The sequence below is a fragment of the Spinactinospora alkalitolerans genome, from assembly GCF_013408795.1.
Taxonomy (GTDB): Bacteria; Actinomycetota; Actinomycetes; order Streptosporangiales; family Streptosporangiaceae; genus Spinactinospora; species Spinactinospora alkalitolerans.
On record NZ_JACCCC010000001.1, the window covers coordinates 1,158,430 to 1,178,090 of the forward strand.

General features: G+C 72.8%; 20 protein-coding genes. 12 read left to right on the forward strand and 8 right to left on the reverse strand.

Annotated features, from left to right (window positions below):
• Nucleotides 1–68: 68 nt before the first annotated feature.
• Complete coding sequence (locus tag HDA32_RS31705) at nt 69–857, reverse strand: IclR family transcriptional regulator (RefSeq protein ID WP_179642141.1); 789 nt, start codon at nt 855–857, stop codon at nt 69–71.
• Between the two features lie 197 nt (nt 858–1,054).
• On the opposite strand from HDA32_RS31705, the gene HDA32_RS05375 reads away from it, so the two are divergent.
• From HDA32_RS05375 to HDA32_RS05410, 8 genes are all read left to right on the forward strand, one after another.
• Nucleotides 1,055–2,305 carry an ABC transporter substrate-binding protein gene (locus tag HDA32_RS05375; protein WP_179642142.1) on the forward strand — a complete coding sequence of 417 codons (1,251 nt, stop codon included), beginning with the start codon at nt 1,055–1,057 and terminating at the stop codon, nt 2,303–2,305.
• Entirely contained in the window at nt 2,302–3,336 is a 1,035-nt protein-coding gene (locus tag HDA32_RS05380) for a branched-chain amino acid ABC transporter permease (protein ID WP_179642143.1), read from the forward strand. The genes HDA32_RS05375 and HDA32_RS05380 overlap by 4 nt, the downstream gene beginning before the upstream one ends.
• Nucleotides 3,333–4,373: a branched-chain amino acid ABC transporter permease gene (locus HDA32_RS05385; RefSeq protein WP_179642144.1), complete on the forward strand. Its 1,041-nt coding sequence runs from the start codon at nt 3,333–3,335 to the stop codon at nt 4,371–4,373. The genes HDA32_RS05380 and HDA32_RS05385 overlap by 4 nt, the downstream gene beginning before the upstream one ends.
• Nucleotides 4,370–5,101 carry an ABC transporter ATP-binding protein gene (locus HDA32_RS05390; protein WP_179642145.1) on the forward strand — a complete coding sequence of 244 codons (732 nt, stop codon included), beginning with the start codon at nt 4,370–4,372 and terminating at the stop codon, nt 5,099–5,101. Before HDA32_RS05385 ends, HDA32_RS05390 begins: the two co-directional genes overlap by 4 nt.
• Nucleotides 5,088–5,789, forward strand: coding sequence for an ABC transporter ATP-binding protein (locus HDA32_RS05395; protein ID WP_179642146.1), 702 nt, complete (start codon nt 5,088–5,090; stop codon nt 5,787–5,789). Before HDA32_RS05390 ends, HDA32_RS05395 begins: the two co-directional genes overlap by 14 nt.
• 5 nt (nt 5,790–5,794) lie before the next feature.
• A complete protein-coding gene (locus HDA32_RS05400) occupies nt 5,795–7,162 on the forward strand; it encodes an MmgE/PrpD family protein (protein WP_179642147.1) in 1,368 nt (455 codons plus the stop codon).
• Nucleotides 7,163–7,175: 13 nt separating this feature from the next.
• On the forward strand, nt 7,176–7,871 hold the full coding sequence (locus HDA32_RS05405) for an aspartate/glutamate racemase family protein (protein WP_218882342.1): 696 nt from the start codon (nt 7,176–7,178) through the stop codon (nt 7,869–7,871).
• 91 nt (nt 7,872–7,962) lie between these two features.
• On the forward strand, nt 7,963–9,423 hold the full coding sequence (locus HDA32_RS05410; protein WP_179642148.1) for a dihydroorotase: 1,461 nt from the start codon (nt 7,963–7,965) through the stop codon (nt 9,421–9,423).
• A 15-nt stretch (nt 9,424–9,438) separates the two neighbouring features.
• On the opposite strand, the gene zwf is transcribed toward HDA32_RS05410, so the two are convergent.
• The 4 genes from zwf to pfkB all read right to left on the reverse strand — a co-directional run bounded on the left by zwf (nt 9,439) and on the right by pfkB (nt 13,569).
• A complete protein-coding gene (gene zwf, locus HDA32_RS05415) occupies nt 9,439–10,875 on the reverse strand; it encodes a glucose-6-phosphate dehydrogenase (RefSeq protein WP_179642149.1) in 1,437 nt (478 codons plus the stop codon).
• Between the two features lie 93 nt (nt 10,876–10,968).
• Nucleotides 10,969–11,436 carry a hypothetical protein gene (locus HDA32_RS05420; RefSeq protein WP_179642150.1) on the reverse strand — a complete coding sequence of 156 codons (468 nt, stop codon included), beginning with the start codon at nt 11,434–11,436 and terminating at the stop codon, nt 10,969–10,971.
• 154 nt (nt 11,437–11,590) lie between these two features.
• Complete coding sequence (locus HDA32_RS05425; RefSeq protein ID WP_179642151.1) at nt 11,591–12,280, reverse strand: hypothetical protein; 690 nt, start codon at nt 12,278–12,280, stop codon at nt 11,591–11,593.
• 326 nt (nt 12,281–12,606) lie between these two features.
• Nucleotides 12,607–13,569 carry a 1-phosphofructokinase gene (pfkB, locus tag HDA32_RS05430; protein WP_179642152.1) on the reverse strand — a complete coding sequence of 321 codons (963 nt, stop codon included), beginning with the start codon at nt 13,567–13,569 and terminating at the stop codon, nt 12,607–12,609.
• A gap of 548 nt (nt 13,570–14,117) precedes the next feature.
• On the opposite strand from pfkB, the gene HDA32_RS05435 reads away from it, so the two are divergent.
• Both HDA32_RS05435 and HDA32_RS05440 read left to right on the forward strand, forming a co-directional pair.
• Nucleotides 14,118–15,461, forward strand: a complete 1,344-nt coding sequence (locus HDA32_RS05435) for a cellulase family glycosylhydrolase (RefSeq protein ID WP_179642153.1) — start codon at nt 14,118–14,120, stop codon at nt 15,459–15,461.
• Between the two features lie 80 nt (nt 15,462–15,541).
• The gene (locus HDA32_RS05440) at nt 15,542–15,859 is read left to right on the forward strand and encodes a nucleotide pyrophosphohydrolase (RefSeq protein ID WP_179642154.1); all 318 of its coding nucleotides are present in this window, start codon (nt 15,542–15,544) and stop codon (nt 15,857–15,859) included.
• A 163-nt stretch (nt 15,860–16,022) separates the two neighbouring features.
• On the opposite strand, the gene HDA32_RS05445 is transcribed toward HDA32_RS05440, so the two are convergent.
• Together HDA32_RS05445 and HDA32_RS05450 are read right to left on the reverse strand one after the other, a co-directional pair.
• The gene (locus HDA32_RS05445) at nt 16,023–16,772 is read right to left on the reverse strand and encodes a hypothetical protein (RefSeq protein ID WP_179646484.1); all 750 of its coding nucleotides are present in this window, start codon (nt 16,770–16,772) and stop codon (nt 16,023–16,025) included.
• 307 nt (nt 16,773–17,079) lie between these two features.
• The gene (locus HDA32_RS05450; RefSeq protein ID WP_179642155.1) at nt 17,080–17,457 is read right to left on the reverse strand and encodes a MarR family winged helix-turn-helix transcriptional regulator; all 378 of its coding nucleotides are present in this window, start codon (nt 17,455–17,457) and stop codon (nt 17,080–17,082) included.
• Nucleotides 17,458–17,532: 75 nt separating this feature from the next.
• Here HDA32_RS05450 and HDA32_RS05455 point away from each other — a divergent pair, with 75 nt between their 5' ends.
• Entirely contained in the window at nt 17,533–19,029 is a 1,497-nt protein-coding gene (locus HDA32_RS05455; protein ID WP_179646485.1) for an MFS transporter, read from the forward strand.
• Nucleotides 19,030–19,134: 105 nt separating this feature from the next.
• Here HDA32_RS05455 and HDA32_RS05460 read toward each other — a convergent pair whose 3' ends face one another.
• Nucleotides 19,135–19,368, reverse strand: coding sequence for a hypothetical protein (locus HDA32_RS05460; RefSeq protein WP_179642156.1), 234 nt, complete (start codon nt 19,366–19,368; stop codon nt 19,135–19,137).
• Between the two features lie 45 nt (nt 19,369–19,413).
• Between HDA32_RS05460 and HDA32_RS05465 the strand changes: the two genes are divergently transcribed.
• The gene (locus HDA32_RS05465) at nt 19,414–19,587 is read left to right on the forward strand and encodes a TrmH family RNA methyltransferase (RefSeq protein WP_246334246.1); all 174 of its coding nucleotides are present in this window, start codon (nt 19,414–19,416) and stop codon (nt 19,585–19,587) included.
• Nucleotides 19,588–19,661: the final 74 nt, after the last annotated feature.

Genomic DNA, 19,661 nt, shown 5'->3' on the forward strand with positions numbered 1-19,661 from the left:
GTCCTTTCTGTTGCCGCTGCCGGCCACCGGGGCGGTGGCCGGCGCGGACGCGGCCGTGAGCGGGTCCTTCAGCCGCCGTTCCAGCCGAGTGCCCGCGAGACGTCGACCGCCGCGTCGCGCACCAGCGGGACGTAGCGCTCGCACGTGGCCTCGTCGAAGCGCATGATCGGGCCGCACACCGAGATCGCGCCGACGACCCGGCCGTCGGCCCAGCGCACCGCCGAGGCGATGGAACTCGCGCCGCCCTGGCGCTCACCGCCGGAGACCGCGGCCCCGCGGGCGCGGATCGCGGCGAGCTCGGCCCTGATCCGGTCGGGGTCGACCACCGTCTCGGGGGTCAACCGCCCCAGCGGTGCGGCCAGCACGGCCTCCAGCTCCGGCTCGGGCAGCTCGGCCAGGATCGCCTTGCTGGAGGCGCCGGCGTGCAGCGGGAACCTGCGCCCGATCTCCACGGTCATGCGGATCTCCCGGGTGCTCTCCATCTGGTCGATGTAGACCCGCTCCGTGCCGACCAGCTCCGACAGCGTCGTGGTCTCGTCGGTCGCCTCGTGCAGCCGCCGCACCACCGGCAGCGCCGCACGGCGCAGGTCGGAGTCGCGCAGCGACCGCGCGCCCAGCGCGACCACGGCCGGCCCCAGCCGGTAGGCGCGGCTCGCCGGGTCGAACAGCAGCGCCGACCGCGAGACCAGGCTCTGCAGGATGCGGTGCACGACGGCCTTGCTGAGGCCGAGCTCCCGCGCGATGTGCGTGACCCCCAGCGTCGAGGGTCCGTCGGTGAACAGCAGCAGCACGTCGATCACCCGTGCCGCGGCCTCGGTCCCGTTTGAGGTGGCTGAATCTCGGAGTGTTTCGCTCACAGGAACATCATTTCAGGAGTGGATGCCCTTCGCAATATGGCCCAGACGGTCGGTGAAGTCAAGATATGCGCACTTAACAGCCGTTTTACGCGTTTGCTCTTGACCTGCGGGTGTGACCGGTGCCATTGTCAGGACGCATGAGGCGTTCCTGTCATCGAAACAAAGGCGTGGCGGATCGCCGGAGGATGGAGCGGCGTATGCGAAGACTCATCGGAACGGCCGCGGCCGTGACGACGCTCGCCCTGGCGTCCGCGTGCGGCGGATCCGCGCCGGCGGGCGTCGCCTCGGCGATCGAGGACGAGCCCGGCAGCCCCGTGCGCATCGGGGCGCTGCACCCGCTGACCGGCGCCAGCGCCGGCGACGGCCAGCAGATGTCGCGGGCGGTCAGGATGGCCGCCGAGGACGTCAACGCCGACGGCGGCATCGACGGCCTCGGCGGCGCCGAACTGGAGGTGCTGACCGGCGACACCCAGGCCAAGCCCGAGATCGGCCAGAGCGAGGCCCAGCGCCTGCTGCAGAGCGGCGTCTCCGCGCTGGTCGGACCCTTCCAGTCGGCCACGGCCAGCAACGTCGCGGCGGTGGCCGAACGCAGCGAGGTCCCCTTCGTGATCGACGTCGCCGCCGCCGACGACATCCTCGAACACGGCTACGAGCACACGTTCCGGATCCAGCCCAACGCCTCGATGATGGGCGCCGCGGCAAGCGACTACCTGCAGCAGATCGCCGACTCCTCCGATGAGGAGGTGCAGCGGGTGGCGTTCCTGCACGAGCAGAGCGACTTCGGCACCAGCGTCGCCGAGGCGTTCACCGAGGCGGCCGAGGCCGACGGCATCGAGGTCGACCCGGTCATCTCCTACGACGCCGCCAAGGTCAGCGACCTGACCACCGAGGTCACCCGGGCCAAAGCAGCCGACGTCGACGTCATCGCGGCCTCCGGCTACTACCGCGACGGCCTCCTGCTGGCCCGCAACATCGCCGCGGTCGACCCCGATGTGCACGCCGTCTTCGGCGTCGCCAACGGCGCCTTCGACCTCCCCGAGTTTCCCCGCGACGCGGGAGCGGCCGGAGCCGGCTACCTCGACTCCAACTACTACTTCGACGCCACCGACCCCGAAGTGGTCGACATCCGCGAACGCTACGAGCAGCGCTACGGCGAGGAGATGCGCACCGCCGCCGTCCTGTCCTACGACGCCGTCCGGGTGATCGCCGACGCCCTGGAGCGCGCCGGCACCCGCGACCCGCAGGCGCTGCGCGACGCCATCGCCGCGACCTCGATCGACTCCCTCCTGGCCTTCGACGGCCCCATCGCCTTCGACTCGACCGGGCAGAACACCAACGCCATGCCGATCCTCACCCAGGTGCGGGACGGCGAGGTGCGCCCGGTCTTCCCCGAAACGTTCGCGGTCGAGCCGCCCCGGTTCCCCGCACCCCCCGGGAGCACCGAATGAGCACCCAGCAGTCATCGGCCGAACGACCGGCCGCCCCCGCACCGACCGCGGTCGATCCCCCGGTGGAGGGCCGCGCCGCTCGCGCCCGCCCGATGCTGGTCCGCCTGGGCCTGGTCGTCGCCGTCGCCGTCGTCGCCGTCGCAGCGGCCTACCTGCGCACCGGCGGCTCGACCATCGTCGTCACCCAGGCGGTGGTGACCGGGCTGCTGCTCGGCGGCATCTACGGGCTCGTCGCCATGGGCCTGACCCTGATCTTCGGGGTCCTCGACATCGTGAACTTCGCCCACGGCGCCCTGATGGCGCTGGCGATGTACGTCACCTTCGTCCTGGTGTCGCAGACCGGGATGGACCCCTACCTCACCCTCCTCGTGAGCGTGCCGCTGCTGTTCCTGCTCGGAGCGGCGATCCAGGGCGGCCTGCTCAACCGGGTCATGGGGCAGCCGCTGCAGAACCAGCTCCTGCTCACCCTGGCCATCTCACTGATCATCCAGAACGTCCTGCTCATGGTGTTCACCGGCAACCCGCAGGGGGTGACGGCCGACTACGGCGCACCGCTGTCGGTCTTCGGCGCGGTCGCCCAGGCACCGCGCGTCATCGCCTTCGTCGCCGCGCTGCTGCTGGCCGGGGTGCTGACGCTGCTGCTGCGGCGCACCCGGATCGGCACGGCGATCAGGGCGGTGGCGGCCAACCCCGAGGGGGCGCGCCTGGTCGGCATCGACGTCCGGCGCATCCACATCCTGACCTTCGCCATCGGCACGGCCTGCGCGGCCGCGGCCGGAACCCTGGTCACCCCCTTCGTCACGATCGAACCGCTCGCCGGTGAGGTCTTCAACATCACGGCGTTCGTGATCGTGGTGCTCGGCGGCATGGGCAACGTGCTCGGCGCCCTGGTCGGCGGGCTGCTCATCGGCCTGGCCGAGCAGCTCGGCGCCGTCTACTTCCCCGAGCAGAGCCCGATGCTGACGGTCTTCGCGGTGTTCGTCCTCGTTCTCTTCCTCCGCCCCCAAGGCCTGTTCGGGAGCCGCACATGAGTACCCCGACGCTTCCCGCGGCCGCGCCGGCGACGGCGCCGCCGCGAGCGGCCGGACCGGCCCGCCCGCTGCTCGTCCTGGCCGTCCTCACCGTCTGCCTGATCCCGCTGCCGTTCCTGCTGCCGCCGGCCCAGGAGGCCGTCGCCGTGCGCATCATGATCTTCGCGATCATGGGCGTGTCCTGGAACATCATGAGCGGCTTCGGCGGCATGTTCAGCTTCGGCCACGCCGCCTACTTCGGCATCGGCGCCTACACCTCGGCCTACCTCCTGGTCAACCACGGCGTCTCGCCGTGGATCGGGATGGCCGCCGGTGCGCTGCTGGCCGCCCTGTTCGGGGTGCTGACCGGCTACCTCTCCTTCCGCTACCGGCTGCGCGGCGCCTACTTCGCCCTGGCGACGTTCGCGTTCGCCGAGATGCTGCGGCTGATCGCGGTCAACTCCGACCTGGTCAACCGGTCGGTGGGGTTCAACGTCCCGCTGATCGAGGGGTCGTCGTGGTGGCTGCTCCAGTTCCCGGTGGGCTCGGCCAACTACTACTGGGTCGGGCTGCTGCTGACCGCGGGCGCCGTCGCCGCCAGCATCTGCTTCCTGCGCAGCCGCACCGGCCGGTTCGTCACCGCGGTCCGCGACGACGAGAGCGCGGCGTCCTCGCTGGGCATCCCGGTCATGCGCTACAAGCTGGCCACGATCGCGCTCAGCGCCGCGCTCACCGCCGTGGCCGGCGTCCTGTACGTGCAGTACTACCTGTTCGTCAACCCCGACCTCGCGTTCGGCAACGCGGTCTCGATCCAGGCGATCGTGGTGGCGGTCATCGGCGGGGTCGGCACCATCTGGGGCCCGGCCATCGGCGCCGTCGTCCTCGGGCCGCTCAACGACATCACCGCCACCCTGCTGCGCAACCCGCCCGAGTACCTGTCGTTCCTGGCCGGGCGCTCCGGCCTCGACGTGATCATCTACGCGCTGCTGCTCGCCGTGATCATCCTGGTGCTGCCCAAGGGGCTGTACGGCTGGATCAGAGAGAGGAGCCGCAGATGAGCCCCCTGCTATCGGTGCGCGGCATCACCAAGTCCTTCCGCGGGCTGCGGGCGGTCGACGACGTCGGCTTCGACGTCGAGCCCGGTACCGTCATGGGTGTGATCGGCCCCAACGGCGCCGGCAAGTCGACGCTGTTCGCGAGCGTCTCCGGCGGCCTGCGCGTCGACGCCGGGACGGTCGCGCTGGACGGCACCGACATCACCCGCTGGCCCGACCACAGGGTGGCCCGCGCCGGACTGGTGCGCACCTTCCAGCTCATGCGGCCGTTCGGCACCATGACGGTTCTGGACAACGTGGCGGTCGCCGCGGCGAGCCGGACCGCCGACACCGGCCGGGCCTACGAGCGGGCCCACGAGGTGATCGAGCGCGTCGGCCTGGAGCGCTACCGCGACCAGGCCAGCGCCGAGCTGCCCACGGCCGGGCTGAAGCGGCTGGAGCTGGCGCGCGCCCTGGCGACGTCGCCGCGCGTGCTCATGCTGGACGAGGTGCTGGCCGGGCTGGTCCCCTCCGAACGCGAGCCCGTCGTGGACCTGCTCGCCGAGCTCCGCGACGGCGGACTGACCATGGTCTTCGTCGAACACGTCATGACGGCGGTGATGCGGCTGTCCGACCACGTCCTGGTGCTGGACCGCGGGCGGGTCATCGCCCACGGGACGCCGGCCGAGGTGGTCGAGGACCCGCGCGTCGTCGAGGCATACCTGGGGGAGCGGCCCGATGCTGACGGTTGAGGGACTGTGCGCCGGCTACGGGCGCCTGAACATCCTGCACGAGATCTCCCTGACGGTCGGCGCGGGCGAGATCGTCGCCCTGGTCGGCGCCAACGGCGCCGGCAAGACCACGGCGCTGCGCGCGGTCAGCGGGCTGATCCGCCCGACCAGGGGCGCGGTCCGCTTCGACGGGGCCGCCGTCCACACCGCCCGCCCCGACCGCATCGTGCGCGCAGGCCTGGTCCAGGTCGCCGAGGAGCGCCGGCTCTTCGGCCCGCTCACGGTGCTGGAGAACCTGCAGATGGGGGCCTACGCGCGGCCCGCCGGTGAGCGGGCCGCGCGCCTGGACGAGGTCTTCGAGCTCTTCCCGATCCTGGCCGAGCGGCGCCGCCAGATCGCCGAGACGATGTCGGGCGGGCAGCAGCAGATGCTCGCGATCGGCCGGGCGCTCATGTCCCGGCCCCGGCTGCTGATGCTCGACGAGCCCTCCATCGGCCTGGCCCCCAAGCTGGTGCAGGCCGTGCTCGACGCCGTCCGGCGGATCAGGGACACCGGGGTGCCGGTGCTGCTGGTCGAGCAGAACGCGGCCCAGGCGCTGGCCGTCTCCGACCGCGCCTACGTGCTGGAGAGCGGGACGATCGCCCTGAGCGGCACCGGCGAGGAGCTGCTGCACGACGACCGCGTCCGCCAGACCTACCTCGGACTGTGAGCGCCATGGCGACGGAAGCGGCACGGCGGGCGGCGGCGCGGGCGACCGGTGAACTCGCGGCCTGGTCCGCCGGTCTGCGCTGGGAGGAGGTGCCCGAGGCGGTCGCCGACCGGCTGCGGCTGGTGCTGGTCGACACGGTCGCGGTCACCGTCGCCGGCGCGCGCTCGCCGGAGCAGCGCGCCCTCGTCGGGCAGTGGCCCACCGCCGACGGCCCGGCCCCGCTGGTCGGCGCCGGGCGCACCGGCACGGCCGACGAGGCCGCCCGGCTCAACGGCACGGCCGGTGTCCGGCTGGAACTGGACGAGGGGCACAAGCACGCGGCCGGCCACCCCATGACGCACGCGGCGCACGCGGTGCTGGCGGCGGCCGCCGAAGCCGACGTCGACGGTCCCGCCCTGTTCGCCGCGGCGCTCGCCGGCTACGAGGTGGCGGCCCGCTTCGGCCGGGCGACCCGGCTGCGGGAGGGGATGCACCCGCACGGCAACTGGGGCGTGGCCGGCGCCGCGGCCGGAGCGGCGCGCGTGCTGGGCCTGTCCGGCGCGGCCACGGCCGCCGCGATCGACACCGCCGCAGGCCTCGCCGTCGCCGGGCCGTTCGCCTGCGCGCTGGACGGCAACCCGGTGCGCGACGCCTGGGTCGGGGCCGGCAACGCCAACGGGCTCGCCGCGGCCCGCATGGCGGCGGCGGGCCTGGCACGGACGACCGGGACCGCGGCCGACACCCTCGGCGGGCTGCTCGGGACCTCCTTCGACGCCGACGGGCTCGCGGCGGGAACGGGCCGGCGCTGGGAGGTCACCGGCAACTACTTCAAGCGGCACGCCTGCTGCTCCTTCACCCACCCGGCCGTCGACGCGGTCCTCGCCGTCGTCGGGCGCCACCCCGAACTGGCCGCCGACCCGGTGCGCCGCGTCGCCGAGGTCCACGTCGAAACGCACGCGCTGGCCGGCGGCCTGGACCGGACGCAGTGGCCGACCAGGCTCGCCGCGATGTTCTCCATCCCGTTCGCCGTCGCGGCGGCCCTGCTGCGCGGCGAGGTGGGCCCCGAGGCCTCCGACCCCGATGCGCTGCGGGACGAGCGCCTGCGGGCGCTGGCCGGACGGGTCGGTGTCCGGGTCCGGCCCGAACTGACCGCCCGGCTGCCGGCCGAGCGCGCCGCCCGCGTGCGCGTGGTCACCGACCGCGCCGAGCACGTCGAGGAAGTGCCCAACCCCGTGGGCGACGCCGACCACCGCCCGATGGACGCCGCCGCCGTGCGCGCCAAGGCGCGGTCCCTGGTGGGAGCGCCGACGGCACGGGCGATCACCGACCTGGTCGCGCGGCTGGAGACCGCCGCGGCCGTCCGCCCCGTCCTGCGCGGACTCGCCGAACTGTGAGGTGTGCGACCCCATGACCAACGACCGATCCGGCCGCCGGGTGCGGCTGCTGGCGATCACCCCCATCCACGTCGACGGCGCCGAACTCGGCCGCCGGCTGGACCGGTACCGGCGCCTGGCCCCGCCCGGCCTGGAGGTCGAGCTGCGCGACATCGGCGCGCGGGCGCCGCGCGCCCTGGACGGCGCCGGCGACGTCCGGCGCTCCACCGGGCTGATGGCCGAGGCCGTCGCGGCGGCGGAGGACGAGGGCTTCGACGCGGTGCTGCCCGACTGCGTCCTCGACCCGGCGGTCCCCGCCGATGCCGCGGCGCCCGGGCGGGTGCGGGGCATCCTCCGGCTGTGCTGCGGACGGCTGTGGGGCGAGGGCCGCCGCTTCGGCGCGGTGGCGCGCAACGCCGCGATCGCCGCCGAACTCGACCGCAGGGTGGCCGACTACGGCTGCGCCGAAGGCTACGTCGGGACCGAGGTCCTCGACCTCGACGTCGCCGCGATCGCCGATGAACGGCGGTGGAACGAGGCCCTCGGCGCCGCGCTGGACCGGCTCGCCGGACGCGGGGCGAGCGCCGTGATCAACGGGTGCAGCGCGGTCGACCTCGATCCGGGGGCGGCCTTCGGCGTCGACGTCGTCGACCCCACCGCGCTGGCGCTGGCCGCGCTCGCCCCGCTGCCCGCGTCCGCCGTGCTCCCCGCCGCGGGAGCCCGCTCGTGACGCGGCGCCGGGCGGCACCGGCGATCGCCGCGGCGCAGAACGGCGCCGGGACGTCCTCCCGGCGCGACGGAGTCCGTGAGAAGGGAACAGTATGTCCGAGTTCGATCTGATCATCAGCAACGTCCGCGTGGTGCGGCCCGACACCGACACGGTGCGGACCGGCGACATCGCGGTGCGCGACGGCCGGGTGGCCGAGATCGCCGAGGGCATCGACGCCGCCCGCGCCCTCGAGACCGTCGACGGCGGGGGCCGGCTGGCGTTCCCCGGGGCGGTCGACGCCCACCAGCACTGGGGGATCTACAACCCGCTGGAGATCGACGCCCGCACCGAGAGCCGGGCGTCGGCCCAGGGCGGGGTGACCACCGGCCTGACCTACATCCGCACCGGCCAGTACTACCTGAACAAGGGCGGGGACTACGCCGACTTCTTCCCCGAGGTGCTGCAGCGCGCGCAGGGCGCGGCGCACGTCGACTACGCCTTCCACGTCGCGCCGATGCAGCGCAGCCACCTGGACGAGCTCGACGCGCTGGTCGACGAGTTCGGCGTCACCTCGTTCAAGATCTTCATGTTCTACGGCAGCCACGGCCTGCACGGCCGCTCGGCCGACCAGGCGTCGTTCCTGATGACCCCGCCCGGCGAGCGCTACGACATCGCCCACTTCGAGTTCGTGATGCGCGCGCTGCAGGGCGTGCGTGAGCGGCACCCGGAGATCGCCGAGCGGATCTCGCTGTCGCTGCACTGCGAGACCGCCGAGATCATGGCCGCCTACACCCGCATGGTCGAGGAGGAGGGCGAACTGTCGGGGCTGGCCGCCTACAGCGCCTCGCGGCCCCCGCACTCCGAGGGCCTGGCGGTCACCATCGCCTCCTACCTGGCCCACGAGACCGGCCTGCCGACGATCAACCTGCTGCACCTGTCCTCGGCCAAGGCGCTGGAGGCCGCCCTGACCATGGCCAGGGCCTTCCCGCACATCGACTTCCGGCGCGAGGTGACCCTGGGCCACCTGCTCACCGACATCGACACCGCGCACGGCGTCGGCGGCAAGGTCAACCCGCCCATCCGCCCCCGCGACGACGTCGAGGCGCTGTGGCGGCACGTGCTGGCCGGCGAGGTGGACTGGGTGGTCAGCGACCACGCCTGCTGCAAGGACGAGGCCAAGTTCGGCGCCGACCGCGACGACGTCTTCCTGGCCAAGTCCGGGTTCGGCGGCGCGGAGTACCTGCTGCCCGGCCTGGTCTCCGAAGGCCGCAAGCGCGGCCTGTCCGACCCGGCCGTCGCCCGGCTGGTCTCGTGGAACCCCGCTCAGCGCTACGGGCTGACCGGCAAGGGCACCATCGCCCCCGGCTACGACGCCGACATCGCGCTGGTCGACCCCGACGCGCCCTGGACCGTCCGGGCCGAGGACTCCGAGTCCACCCAGGAGTACACGCCCTTCGAGGGCGTCGAGATCGGCGCCCGGGTCACCGACGTGTTCCTGCGCGGCACCCGGATCGTCGACGCCGGCAAGGTCGTCGGCGACCCCCATGGCGCCTACATCAGGCGCAACCGCTGAGGCCCGCCGTAAGGATCAGTCGCGCGACACCCGCCAGCCGCGCGGGGCGGCGAGGGCGTCGGCCTGCTCCGGGCCCCACGAGCCCTGCGGGTAGCCGATGGGCTCCGGCGGTTCGCGCAGCACCGGATCGCACACCTCCCACAGGCGCTCCACCCCGTCGGCCCGGGTGAACAGCATCGGGTCGCCGCGCATGACGTCGAGGAGCAGCCGCTCGTAGGCCTCCAGCGGCTCCGTCCCGGCGAAGGAGCGGGCGAAGTCGAGCACGAAGCGCGCGGGCGCGATGTCCAGGTCGGGGCCGGGGCGCTTGGCCCGCACCTCGATGGTGATCTCCGGCTCGTCGGTGAGCTCGAACACCAGCTCGTCCACGCCCTCGCAGTCCTCGTCGGCGAGGTCGAACATCTTCAGCGGCGGCCCGTGGAACCCGACCGTGATCGTGCGCCGCTTGGCCCGCAGCGCCTTGCCGGTGCGCAGCAGGAACGGCACGCCCGACCAGCGCCAGTTGTCGACGCGGGCCTCCAGCGCCACGAACGTCTCGGCCGTGGAGCGCGGGTCCACCCCCTCCTCCTCGCGGTACCCCTCGTACTGGCCGAACACCACCCGGTCCGGGTCCAGCGGGCGCAGCGACTCGAACACCTTGGTCTTCTCGTCGCGCAGCGCCTCGGCGGTCAGCCGCGCGGGCGGCTCCAGGGCGACGAAGCTCAGCAGTTGGAACAGGTGCGTGGAGACCATGTCCTTGAAGGCCCCGGTGGCCTCGTAGAAGCCGGCGCGGCCTTCGAGCCCGATCTCCTCGGGCACGTCGATCTGCACGTAGCCGACGTGGTGCCGGTTCCACACCGGCTCGAACAGTCCGCTCGCGAAGCGCAGGGTGAGGATGTTCTGCACCGCCTCCTTGCCCAGGAAGTGGTCGATGCGGAAGACCCGCGACTCCTCCATCACGTCGTGGATCGCGGCGTCCAGCTCCCGCGCCGACGCCAGGTCGGTGCCGAAGGGCTTCTCGACCACCAGGCGGGCGCGCGCGTCGAACCCCTCCTTGGCGATCATCCGCACCATCGGCTCCATGACCGAGGGCGGAACCGACAGGTAGAGCAGCCGCTCGGCGTCCTCGCCCAGCTCCTCCTCGGTGCGGCGCACCAGCGAGGCGAGGTCGGCGCCGTTGTCGGTCGAGGCGGCCCGGTAGGACACCCCGGCCGCGAACTCGCGCCGCTCCCGCGCGTCGCCCTCCTCCGGGGCGAACTCCTCCAGGGACCGACACACGTGGTCGCGGAAGTCCTCCTCGGAGCGCGGGCGCTGCCCGGAGGCCACGATGCGCGTCTCGGGCAGCAGGCCGGCCCGGTCCAGGTGGAACAGCGCGGGGAAGAGCTTGCGCCTGGCGAGGTCCCCGGTCGCGCCGAAGAGCACGAACACCTGCGGCGCGGGCCCGCTTCCCGCGCCGCTGTCGGAAGTCGGTTCCATGGTGGCTCCTCTCGATGGGACGTCGGCCGGACGCGTCCTCGCAGCACCGACTTTCCCGAAGGAACGAGCTCTAACGTGCGGGCGCCGCCCGAGTCAGCGCGGGGAGACCTCGCTGGTGACCTCCCAGGCGATCTCCTCGGCGAGGTCGTCGGTGAGTTCGGCGCCGCCGAGGCGCTCGGCCAGTTGGGTGGCGCGGTACAGGACGCGGAAGCCGAGCGCGCCGGCCTCTCCCGCGCTCACGATCGCGTAGTCCTCCCACAGGGACGGATCGACCGCGATCACGATGACGTCGTCGTTGTGCGGGACCGCCCCGGGCTCGTGCGCCTCGTACAGGTCCCGGATGTCATCGGCCGCCACGACGGGCAGGTCCCGCTCCGCCGTGTAGTTCTCCTCCAGCGCCGCCGCCTGCTCGACGCTCAGATCGCCGCGGTCGTAGCCGAAGTCGTCGGCGTGCGCCCCGAGCACCTGCTCGATCCCGGCGACCTGCCGCCGCACCGCCTCCGCGCTCGCGGCGCCGTAGCTCGCGTCCCTGATCCGGACGGCCAACTCGTGCACGTCCACCTGGTTGCCTCCCCCGAGTCACCGGCTCCCTGGGCGGCCGCGCCGCCACCGGACCACATGCTCCCACAGGCTGATCCGGTGGCGGCGCGGCTTGGCGGAGCGAGGAGGGCGGGCGTGCGGCCGACCGGTGCGGACGCGTGGTCCCGCACCGGGCTCACCCCTCGCTGACCTTCCTGCGCAACGGCCGGATCCCGCGGTGGGCGCGCGTCCCGTCCCCGGCGGCGGCGCGCGCCCGCGTCCGCGCCAAGACCTCCTCGGCCCGCGCGAGCGCGGCGCGCCGGTCCCGCAGGTCCTGCTCGGCGGCCTCCAGACCGGTCCGCGTGGTCCTCAGGTGCTCGCGCTCGGCGTCGGAGGCCTGCTCGGCGTCCTCGACCCGCCGGGCCAGCGCGTCGTCCCTGCGCTGCCACCGCCGCAGGCGCCGGCCGAACGAGAAGAGGACGTCGGCGAGGTCGGGCCTGAAGTCCCAGTGGTCCTGCCGCACCTCCTGGCGCTCCGCAAGGGTCCGCGCCATGGCCCGCAGCATGGTGACGGCGTCGGCCATCTCCGCTTCGGCTGAGCGGACGGCCTCCTCGGCCTCGGCCACCCGGGCGTGCGCCCGCGTCCAGCGCTCCCGCACCGCCGGCAGCGCCGCGGCGGCCCTGGACGCCTCGGAGCGCCGCGTCCGCAGCTCCTCGGCCGCGCGAACGGCGCGGGTGAACCCCGAAACGCCGGCCGACCACCATCGGCGCACGGCGTCCGGCCCCGCTCCGATGTCCTTCCCGTGGAGCAGGCCCGCCGGATCCGCTCCGCCCCGTTCATCGTCGACTTCCCGCGCACCGGTTCCCCCGCATCGCCCGTCTGTCACGTTCCGTCCGAAGATCGCCACGAAACGTTAATATCACCGCGGTCGCCGACACGGCAGGGGCGGACGGCATCCGAGCACCAGACCGCATCCGGCCACGCCCGAAAACCGCGCCGATAAAGATCCCCGTGATAAAAGCTCCCGGTGCGGGAGCGCAGAGCACGGCCGAGACCTGCTGCGCTGACCCCTTCCGGGCGGTTTCGGCCTTGTGGGCGTTGAAACCGCCGGTTTAGGGCCTCCACCCTGTCGGCCGTGACCTCACCGGACGGCCCGCGCCGGCCGCCGCGCAATGGCGCCGTCCGAGAGCGCGGTCGCGCCGCTCCCCGGTGTCACGCGGGCACGGCCGCCATCTCCCGCACGGGCTGCGCCGGGTCGGGGTCGGCGACGACCTCCACGCCTTCCAGGTCGATGTCGCCGGGGCCGGGGATGGTGGTGCCCGGCAGCGCCACCGCGGCGCCGCCCCAGGCGACCGCGCGGCGCAGGCGCTCGGCCGGTGCCGACTCGTCGAGGAGGTAGCCGGCCAGCGCGCTGTCGCCGGCCCCGACCGTGCTGCGCGGAACGATCGGCGCGGTGCCCGCCCACCAGGTCCGCTCCGGTTCGACCAGCAGGGCCCCGTTGCCGCCGAGCGTGACGAGCGCGGCGCGGCCGCCCCAGCCGAGCAGCTCGCGGGTGGCCTCGACGACGTCGCCGATCGTGGGCAGTTCACGGCCGAACAGCTCGGCCAGCTCGTCGTGGTTGGGCTTGAGCAGGTCGGCGGCGCCCGCGCGGGCCGCGGCCTCCAGCGGTCGGCCCGAGGTGTCGACCGCGACGGGTACGCCGTGCGCCCGCGCGATCTCGGAGAGGCGCACGTAGAAGTCGTCCGGCGTGCCGGCGGGCAGGCTGCCGCCGGCCACGAGCCAGTCCGGTCCGTGCGCCAACTGGGCCTCGACGGCCCTCAGCAGCGCTGCGGCCTCGGCCTCCTCCAGCGTGGCTCCGGCGACGTTGAGTTGGGTCGTCGTCCCGTCGGCTTCGGCGGTGGTGACGTTGCAGCGGGTCACGGCGGCGACGGGGACGCCCACGGCGGCGATCCCCTGCTCGCCGAGGAGCGCGGAGAGCTGGGCGCCCTCGGCGCCGCCGACGGGCAGCACCGCCACGGTCTGGCAGCCGTGGTTGCGCAGCGCGCGGGAGACGTTGACGCCCTTGCCCCCGGGGTGTGCGAGGGCGGTTCGGATGCGCAGCACCTCGCCGCGGGCGAAGGCGTCGATCTCCAGGGTGCGGTCGACACTGGGATTGGGCGTGACTGTGAGGATCATTCGAGCTCGCTTCGGGTCCGGCGGTGGCTGGTCTCCGCTGTCGGGTCGGAGTCGGGATGCGTCGGAGGGGGCGAGGCCGATGGCGTCGGCGGCATCGGCTCCCGATCGCGGGCGGGGGCGACGGTCCCATCCTAGACCAACAGGTCTAAACCAATTCGGCAGCGGAGGTGAATTCCGCGGTTCGATGCGCCCGGCGGCGGAGGTCCGAAGCGGAGCCGCGCCATTCGCCGTTAACACGGCTTCCGGCGTTTGACAACCCTTGCATTAATGTTAGGTAGATTACTAAAGTTAAGGCGTCGCTAACGGAACGGATCGTTGTCGCCACCTGGGGTCGCTCGTGGCCCGGCGCCGACTGGGAGCGCTCCCAGGCAATCGTAAGCAGTGATCCGGTGTGCGCGCGCCATGTTCCGACCCGAGCGTGCGGGCCCTGATCCCCCGGGGCTCGCACGCACCCACCACGGCGCCTCGCGGAATGCGGCCGGCGCCCCGGCTCCCGGCCGCATCCCGCGAGGCCCTTCCCCCGCTGCGCCGAACCCCCGAGGATGATCATGAAAACGCGGTTCACGATCGCGGGCGCGACAATCGTCGCGCTCCTGATCTCGATGTTCGCCCTGATCCAACCCGCGCAGGCCGCGACCGGCTTCCACGTGGAAGACGGCCGCCTCTACGACGCCAACAACAACGAGTTCGTCATGCGGGGCGTGAGCCACCCGCACGCCTGGTACCCGGGCGAGACCGATTCCTTCGCCGGCATCAAGTCCCACGGCGCCAACACCGTGCGCGTCGTCCTGAGCAGCGGCCACCAGTGGACCAGGAACGACGCGGCCGACGTCGCCGACGTCGTCTCGCTGTGCAAGGCCAACCGGCTCATCTGCGTGCTGGAGGTCCACGACACGACCGGCTACGGCGAGTCGGACGCGGCCGCGACGCTGGACCAGGCCGTCGACTACTGGATCGACATCCGCGATGCGCTCGTCGGCCAGGAGGACTACGTCCTCGTCAACATCGGCAACGAGCCCTACGGCAACGACGAGGCCACCTACTCCTCCTGGGCCTCCGACACCTCCGACGCGATCAACCGGCTGCGCGACGCCGGCTTCGACCACACCATCGTGGCCGACGCGCCCAACTGGGGCCAGGACTGGTCGTTCACCATGCGCGACAACGCGGCCGGGGTGTTCGCCTCCGACCCGGACCGCAACACCGTCTTCTCGATCCACATGTACGGGGTCTTCGACACCGCATCCGAGGTGAACGGCTACCTCAACGCGTTCGTCGACGCCGGGCTGCCGATCATGGTCGGCGAGTTCGGCCACGACCACTCCGACGGCGATCCCGACGAGGACACGATCATGTCCACGGCGCGCTCCCTCGGCGTCGGCTACATCGGCTGGTCGTGGAGCGGCAACAGCGGCGGGGTCGAGTACCTCGACATGGTCGACGACTTCAACGCCGACAGCCTCACCTCCTGGGGCGAGCGGATCTTCAACGGCCCGGACGGCATCGGCGAGACCGCCGAGGAGGCCTCCGTCTACGACGGCGCGCCCGGCCCCGACCCGACCGACCCGCCGGACCCGACCGACCCGCCGGCCCAGGGCGGCTGCACGGCCGAGTACTCGATCGTGGGCCAGTGGCAGGACGGCTTCCAGGGCAAGGTCACGGTGACCGCCGGCGACTCCGCCATCAGCGGCTGGGAGGTGACCTGGACCTTCCCCGGCGGCCAGTCCATCTCCTCGGCGTGGAACGCCTCGGTCGCCGGCAGCGGCTCGGCCGCCACGGCGGCCAACGTGGGCTACAACGGCACCCTCGGCGCCGGGGCGAGCACCGAGTTCGGCTTCATCGGCTCGGGAAGCGCCGCCACCCCCTCCGAGGTCACCTGCACGGCCGACTGACGCCCGCGTCGGCGCGACACCTCCGACCGACCGGTGGCCGGGCGCGCGCCCGGCCACCGCGGCGGTGGTACACGTGGACGGTGAGCATCGCGACGCTGCAGGACCTGCTGGCCGACTTCGCCGACCGCCGTGACTGGGGGCGCTTCCACACGCCGAAGAACCTGGCCATGGCGCTGGCAGGGGAGGCGGGGGAGCTCGCCGCCGAGTTCCAGTGGCTCGACCCGGAGCAGTCCGCCCGGGTCATGGACGATCCGGCCAAGGCCGAGGCGGTGCGCCTGGAGATGGCCGACGTCCTGAGCTACCTGCTGCGCCTCGCCGACGTCCTGGACGTGGACCTCGAAGCAGCGGTGCGGGAGAAGACCGCCGTCAACGAGGCCCGCTTCCCCGCAGGGCGGTAGCGGCGCCGACGGCCCTTTCGCGCGTCCCGCACCGGTGTTCGACGACCGGGTTCGCACAGGGGGGCTGCTGTCGCAGTGCGCGCAAGCCGTCGGCGGTACAGCGGGTCCGAGCCCTGGAAATCCCACCCCGACCCGTGAACGCGGCGCGGCGGTCAGAGCTCGATCAGTCCAGCAGGCTCTTGGGGATGACCTCCTCGCGCAGGGCGCGGGAGACGTCCTCGGCGTCGCCGATGTGTCCGATGTGGTCGGTGCGGCGGCGGACCTGGGCGCGGACGGCCTCGACCACGGCCTCGCTCTGCAGCACCTCGGCCAGCGGCGCACCGGCCAGGGCCGCGCGCCACCGGCGCAGGGTCTCCAGCCGCTCGTGCTCGACGGCCTCCTTGCTCAGGTGGAACAGCGCGTCCACCGTGGCCTCGGGCTCTCCCTCACCGAGCAGGTCGACGTCGAGGATCAGCTCGGTGCCCGCCGCCTCGCCGACCGTCAGGTGATAGGCCTGCCACACCCGGCCGTTGGTGAGCATCAGCCATTCGACGCCTTCGTCGGCCGCGTTGGTCCGCACCTGGCGCAGGTTTCGGGCATCGAGATTCTGGCCGCACCGCTTGACCTCAATGAAGGCGAAAATGCGGTCGCCGATTCGCAGTCCGTAATCGACGGACTCGCCCTTGGTCCGGTATTCGGTCGTCAGGTCGTCGTATTTGCTGTATCCGAGCCCGTCGCTGAGGAAATCGGTGACCAGCATCCGGGTGTCGCCCTCGTTGGCGTCACGCTCCAGCAGGTCACTCAGTGGCCTGGTGAGACGCTCGACGGCGGTGGCCAGCCGGCGCCGTGCGTCGGCCTCCCACCGCGGGACGGGATTCCCGGCGAGGGGGAATTCTCCGGTCCTGGTCAATACCTGGGTCGCGTCCGCATCCATGGGCGTGCTGAATTCCATTCCGTGCAACGTCGGCTCGGTCGTGCGCCCTCTCGGAGAATGCGCCACTGAATGGGAACGATAACCGTCTGGGCGGTATCTGGCAAAACGAGCCGAATAGGCGCGGCCGCGCCCATTCGGGGAAGGGGGACGGGAGCGGGCGGGGCGTCGCCGGGTGCCTCATCGAGCTCTGACCGCCGCGTTCGCGGGGCGAGGCGGGACTCTCAGGCGTCCGGGCCCGCTGGGCCGCCGGCGGCTTGCGCGCACCGCGGCAGCCGACCCCTGTGCGAACCCGGTCGTCGAACACCGGTCAGCCGAGGTGCTCGGCGAGCACGGAGCGGTGGGTGGGCCGGGCCAGGGCGTGCAGGTCGCGGCCGGTGTCGGTGACGGCCACGAACATCGCCCGCCGGTCGTTCTCGCACATCGTGCGGGTGGCCAGGCCGCGCCGCTCCAGGCGCGCGACCGTCCGCGACAGGGCGCTCTGGCTCAGGTGCATTCCGGCGGCCAGGTCCTGCATGCGGAACTTGCAGTCGCCGGCGTCCACGAGCAGGTCGAGCGCCTCGAACTCGCTCATGCCGATGCCGTGCCGCTCCTGCAGCGCGCGGTCCAGCGCGCACGACAGGTCGTGGTAGCAGGCGAGCAGATCGCGCCACCTGGCGGTCAGCTCCCCCTCACGTGTCGGCGTCATGGCGCGCAGCTTAACATGCGCGCACAACATATGTCCACGCATTAAATGCGTGGACATTAAATGCGCACGCATGTAATGTCGGCGCCCGTGACCACCACAGCACCCACATCGACGACATCCGCTCCCCGAACCGGCGCGGAAGAGGACCCGCGCTGGCCCGCGCGACTCTGGGGCCTGCTCATCGTCCTGTGCCTCGCGCTGTTCCTCGACGGCCTGGACGTGTCCATGGTCGCCGTGGCGCTGCCGTCCATCGGCGCCGAACTGGGCCTGGCGACCGCGGAACTGCAATGGATCATCAGCGGCTACGTGCTCGGCTTCGGCGGCCTGCTGCTCCTCGGCGGCCGCACCGCCGACCTGCTCGGCCGGCGCGACGTCTTCCTGATCGCCCTGGCGGCGTTCGCCGCGGCCTCCCTGCTCGGCGGGCTGGTCGACAGCGGACCCCTGCTCATCGCCACCCGATTCGTCAAGGGCATCGCCGCGGCCTTCACCGCGCCGACCGGGCTGTCCATCATCACCACGACCTTCGCCGAGGGGAAGCAGCGCAACCGGGCGCTGTCCGTCTACACGATCTTCGGCGCCAGCGGATTCTCCTCCGGGCTGATCTTCGGCGGCCTGATGACCGGCCTGGGCTGGCGGTGGACCTTCTTCTTCCCGGTGCCGATCGCCCTGGCCGCCCTGATCGTCGGCATCGCGCTCATCCCCAGGGACCGCCCCGCCGCCAAGGGCGGCTACGACATCCTCGGCGCGGCCTCCTCGACGGCGGCCATGCTGATCCTCGTCTACACCGTGGTCACCGCCCCCGAGGTCGGCTGGCTGGCACCCCGGACCGTGGCGCTCTTCGTCCTGGCCGCGGCACTGGCCGCCGCGTTCATCGCCGTCGAGCGGCGGGTGGCGCACCCGCTGGTGCGCCTGGGAATCCTGCGCAGGGGCACGCTGGTGCGCGCGAACCTGGCCATGATGGCGCTGTTCGGCTCCTTCGCCAGCTTCCAGTTCCTGCTCACCCTGTTCCTGCAGCAGGCGCTGGACCGCACCCCGCTGCAGATGGCCCTGGCCCTGCTGCCCGCCGGGCTGCTGGTGGCGCTCAGCGCGTTCTTCGCCGACCGGCTGATCGACCGCTTCGGCACGCCCCGGCTGATCGCCGCCGGACTGCTCGCGCTGTCGGCGGGATACCTGCTGTTCCTGCGCGTGGACACCGACCCGGTCTACGTCACGATGATCCTGCCCACCGCGATTCTGCTCGGCACGGGCTTCGCACTGGGCTTCCCGGCGATCAACGTGCAGGCCACCACCGGCGTCCACGACGACGAGCAGGGCCTGGCGGCCGGGCTGGTGCAGACCTCCGGCCAGGTCGGCGGCGCACTGGTCCTGGCCGTGACGACAGCGATCATCTCGGTCGACCACGCCACCGGCGAGGGGAGCCCGGAAGGGGCCTCGGCGGCTCAGATGCTCGCCCAGTTCCAGCCCGGCCTGATCTTCGTCACCGCGGTGGCGGTCACGGGCGTGGCGGTGACCCTCCTCCCGCTCCTGCTGAAGAAGAGGTCCCGCCCCTCAGCGGCCACGGGGGCCCGCTGAGGGGACCGCGGACGGCGCGCCCGCCGGCACGAGTCGCCCCTCGCGCCGGCGGGCGGGGCCGGATGCGGCCGCACCCGAGGAAGGCCCGGCGCCTCGGCCGCGCCCTCAGGCGCAGTAGCTCCCCCGGGCCGGCCAGGTGCCGGTGCGTCGGAGCTCGCGCATGATCTTGGAATGGGCGCACCGCACGGCGTGGCCGGCCTCCGGGGCGGCTTCGCGCAGGTCCCCGCTGTCGGCGTCGATCACCATCCGGAACCTCTCGGGGGCATCGCCGAACCCGCAGCGGTAGACGACGCCACCGGCCTCCTCGCCGATCCGCGCGAAATACACCAGGATCGCCATCGTCGCTCCGCCTTCCCATGGGTACTCGGCGACCGCACCGCCATCATGGCGCACGCGCGGCCGCTGCCGCACGGCCTCGATCGGGCGCACGGCGTCCCGCCCGAGGCGCTGGAACTGGTCGACGCCGCGGTGGAGATCCCCATGGTCGGAACGGGTACGAGCCTGAACGTGGCGGTGGCCGGATCACTGGTGCTCTACAAACTCGCCGGTCTGCTCTGAAGGGGACCGGGACGGGTATGGCACCGTGCAATGGGAACCCGGCGGAGCGGGCAGGCTGTCAGGAGCCGGCCGAT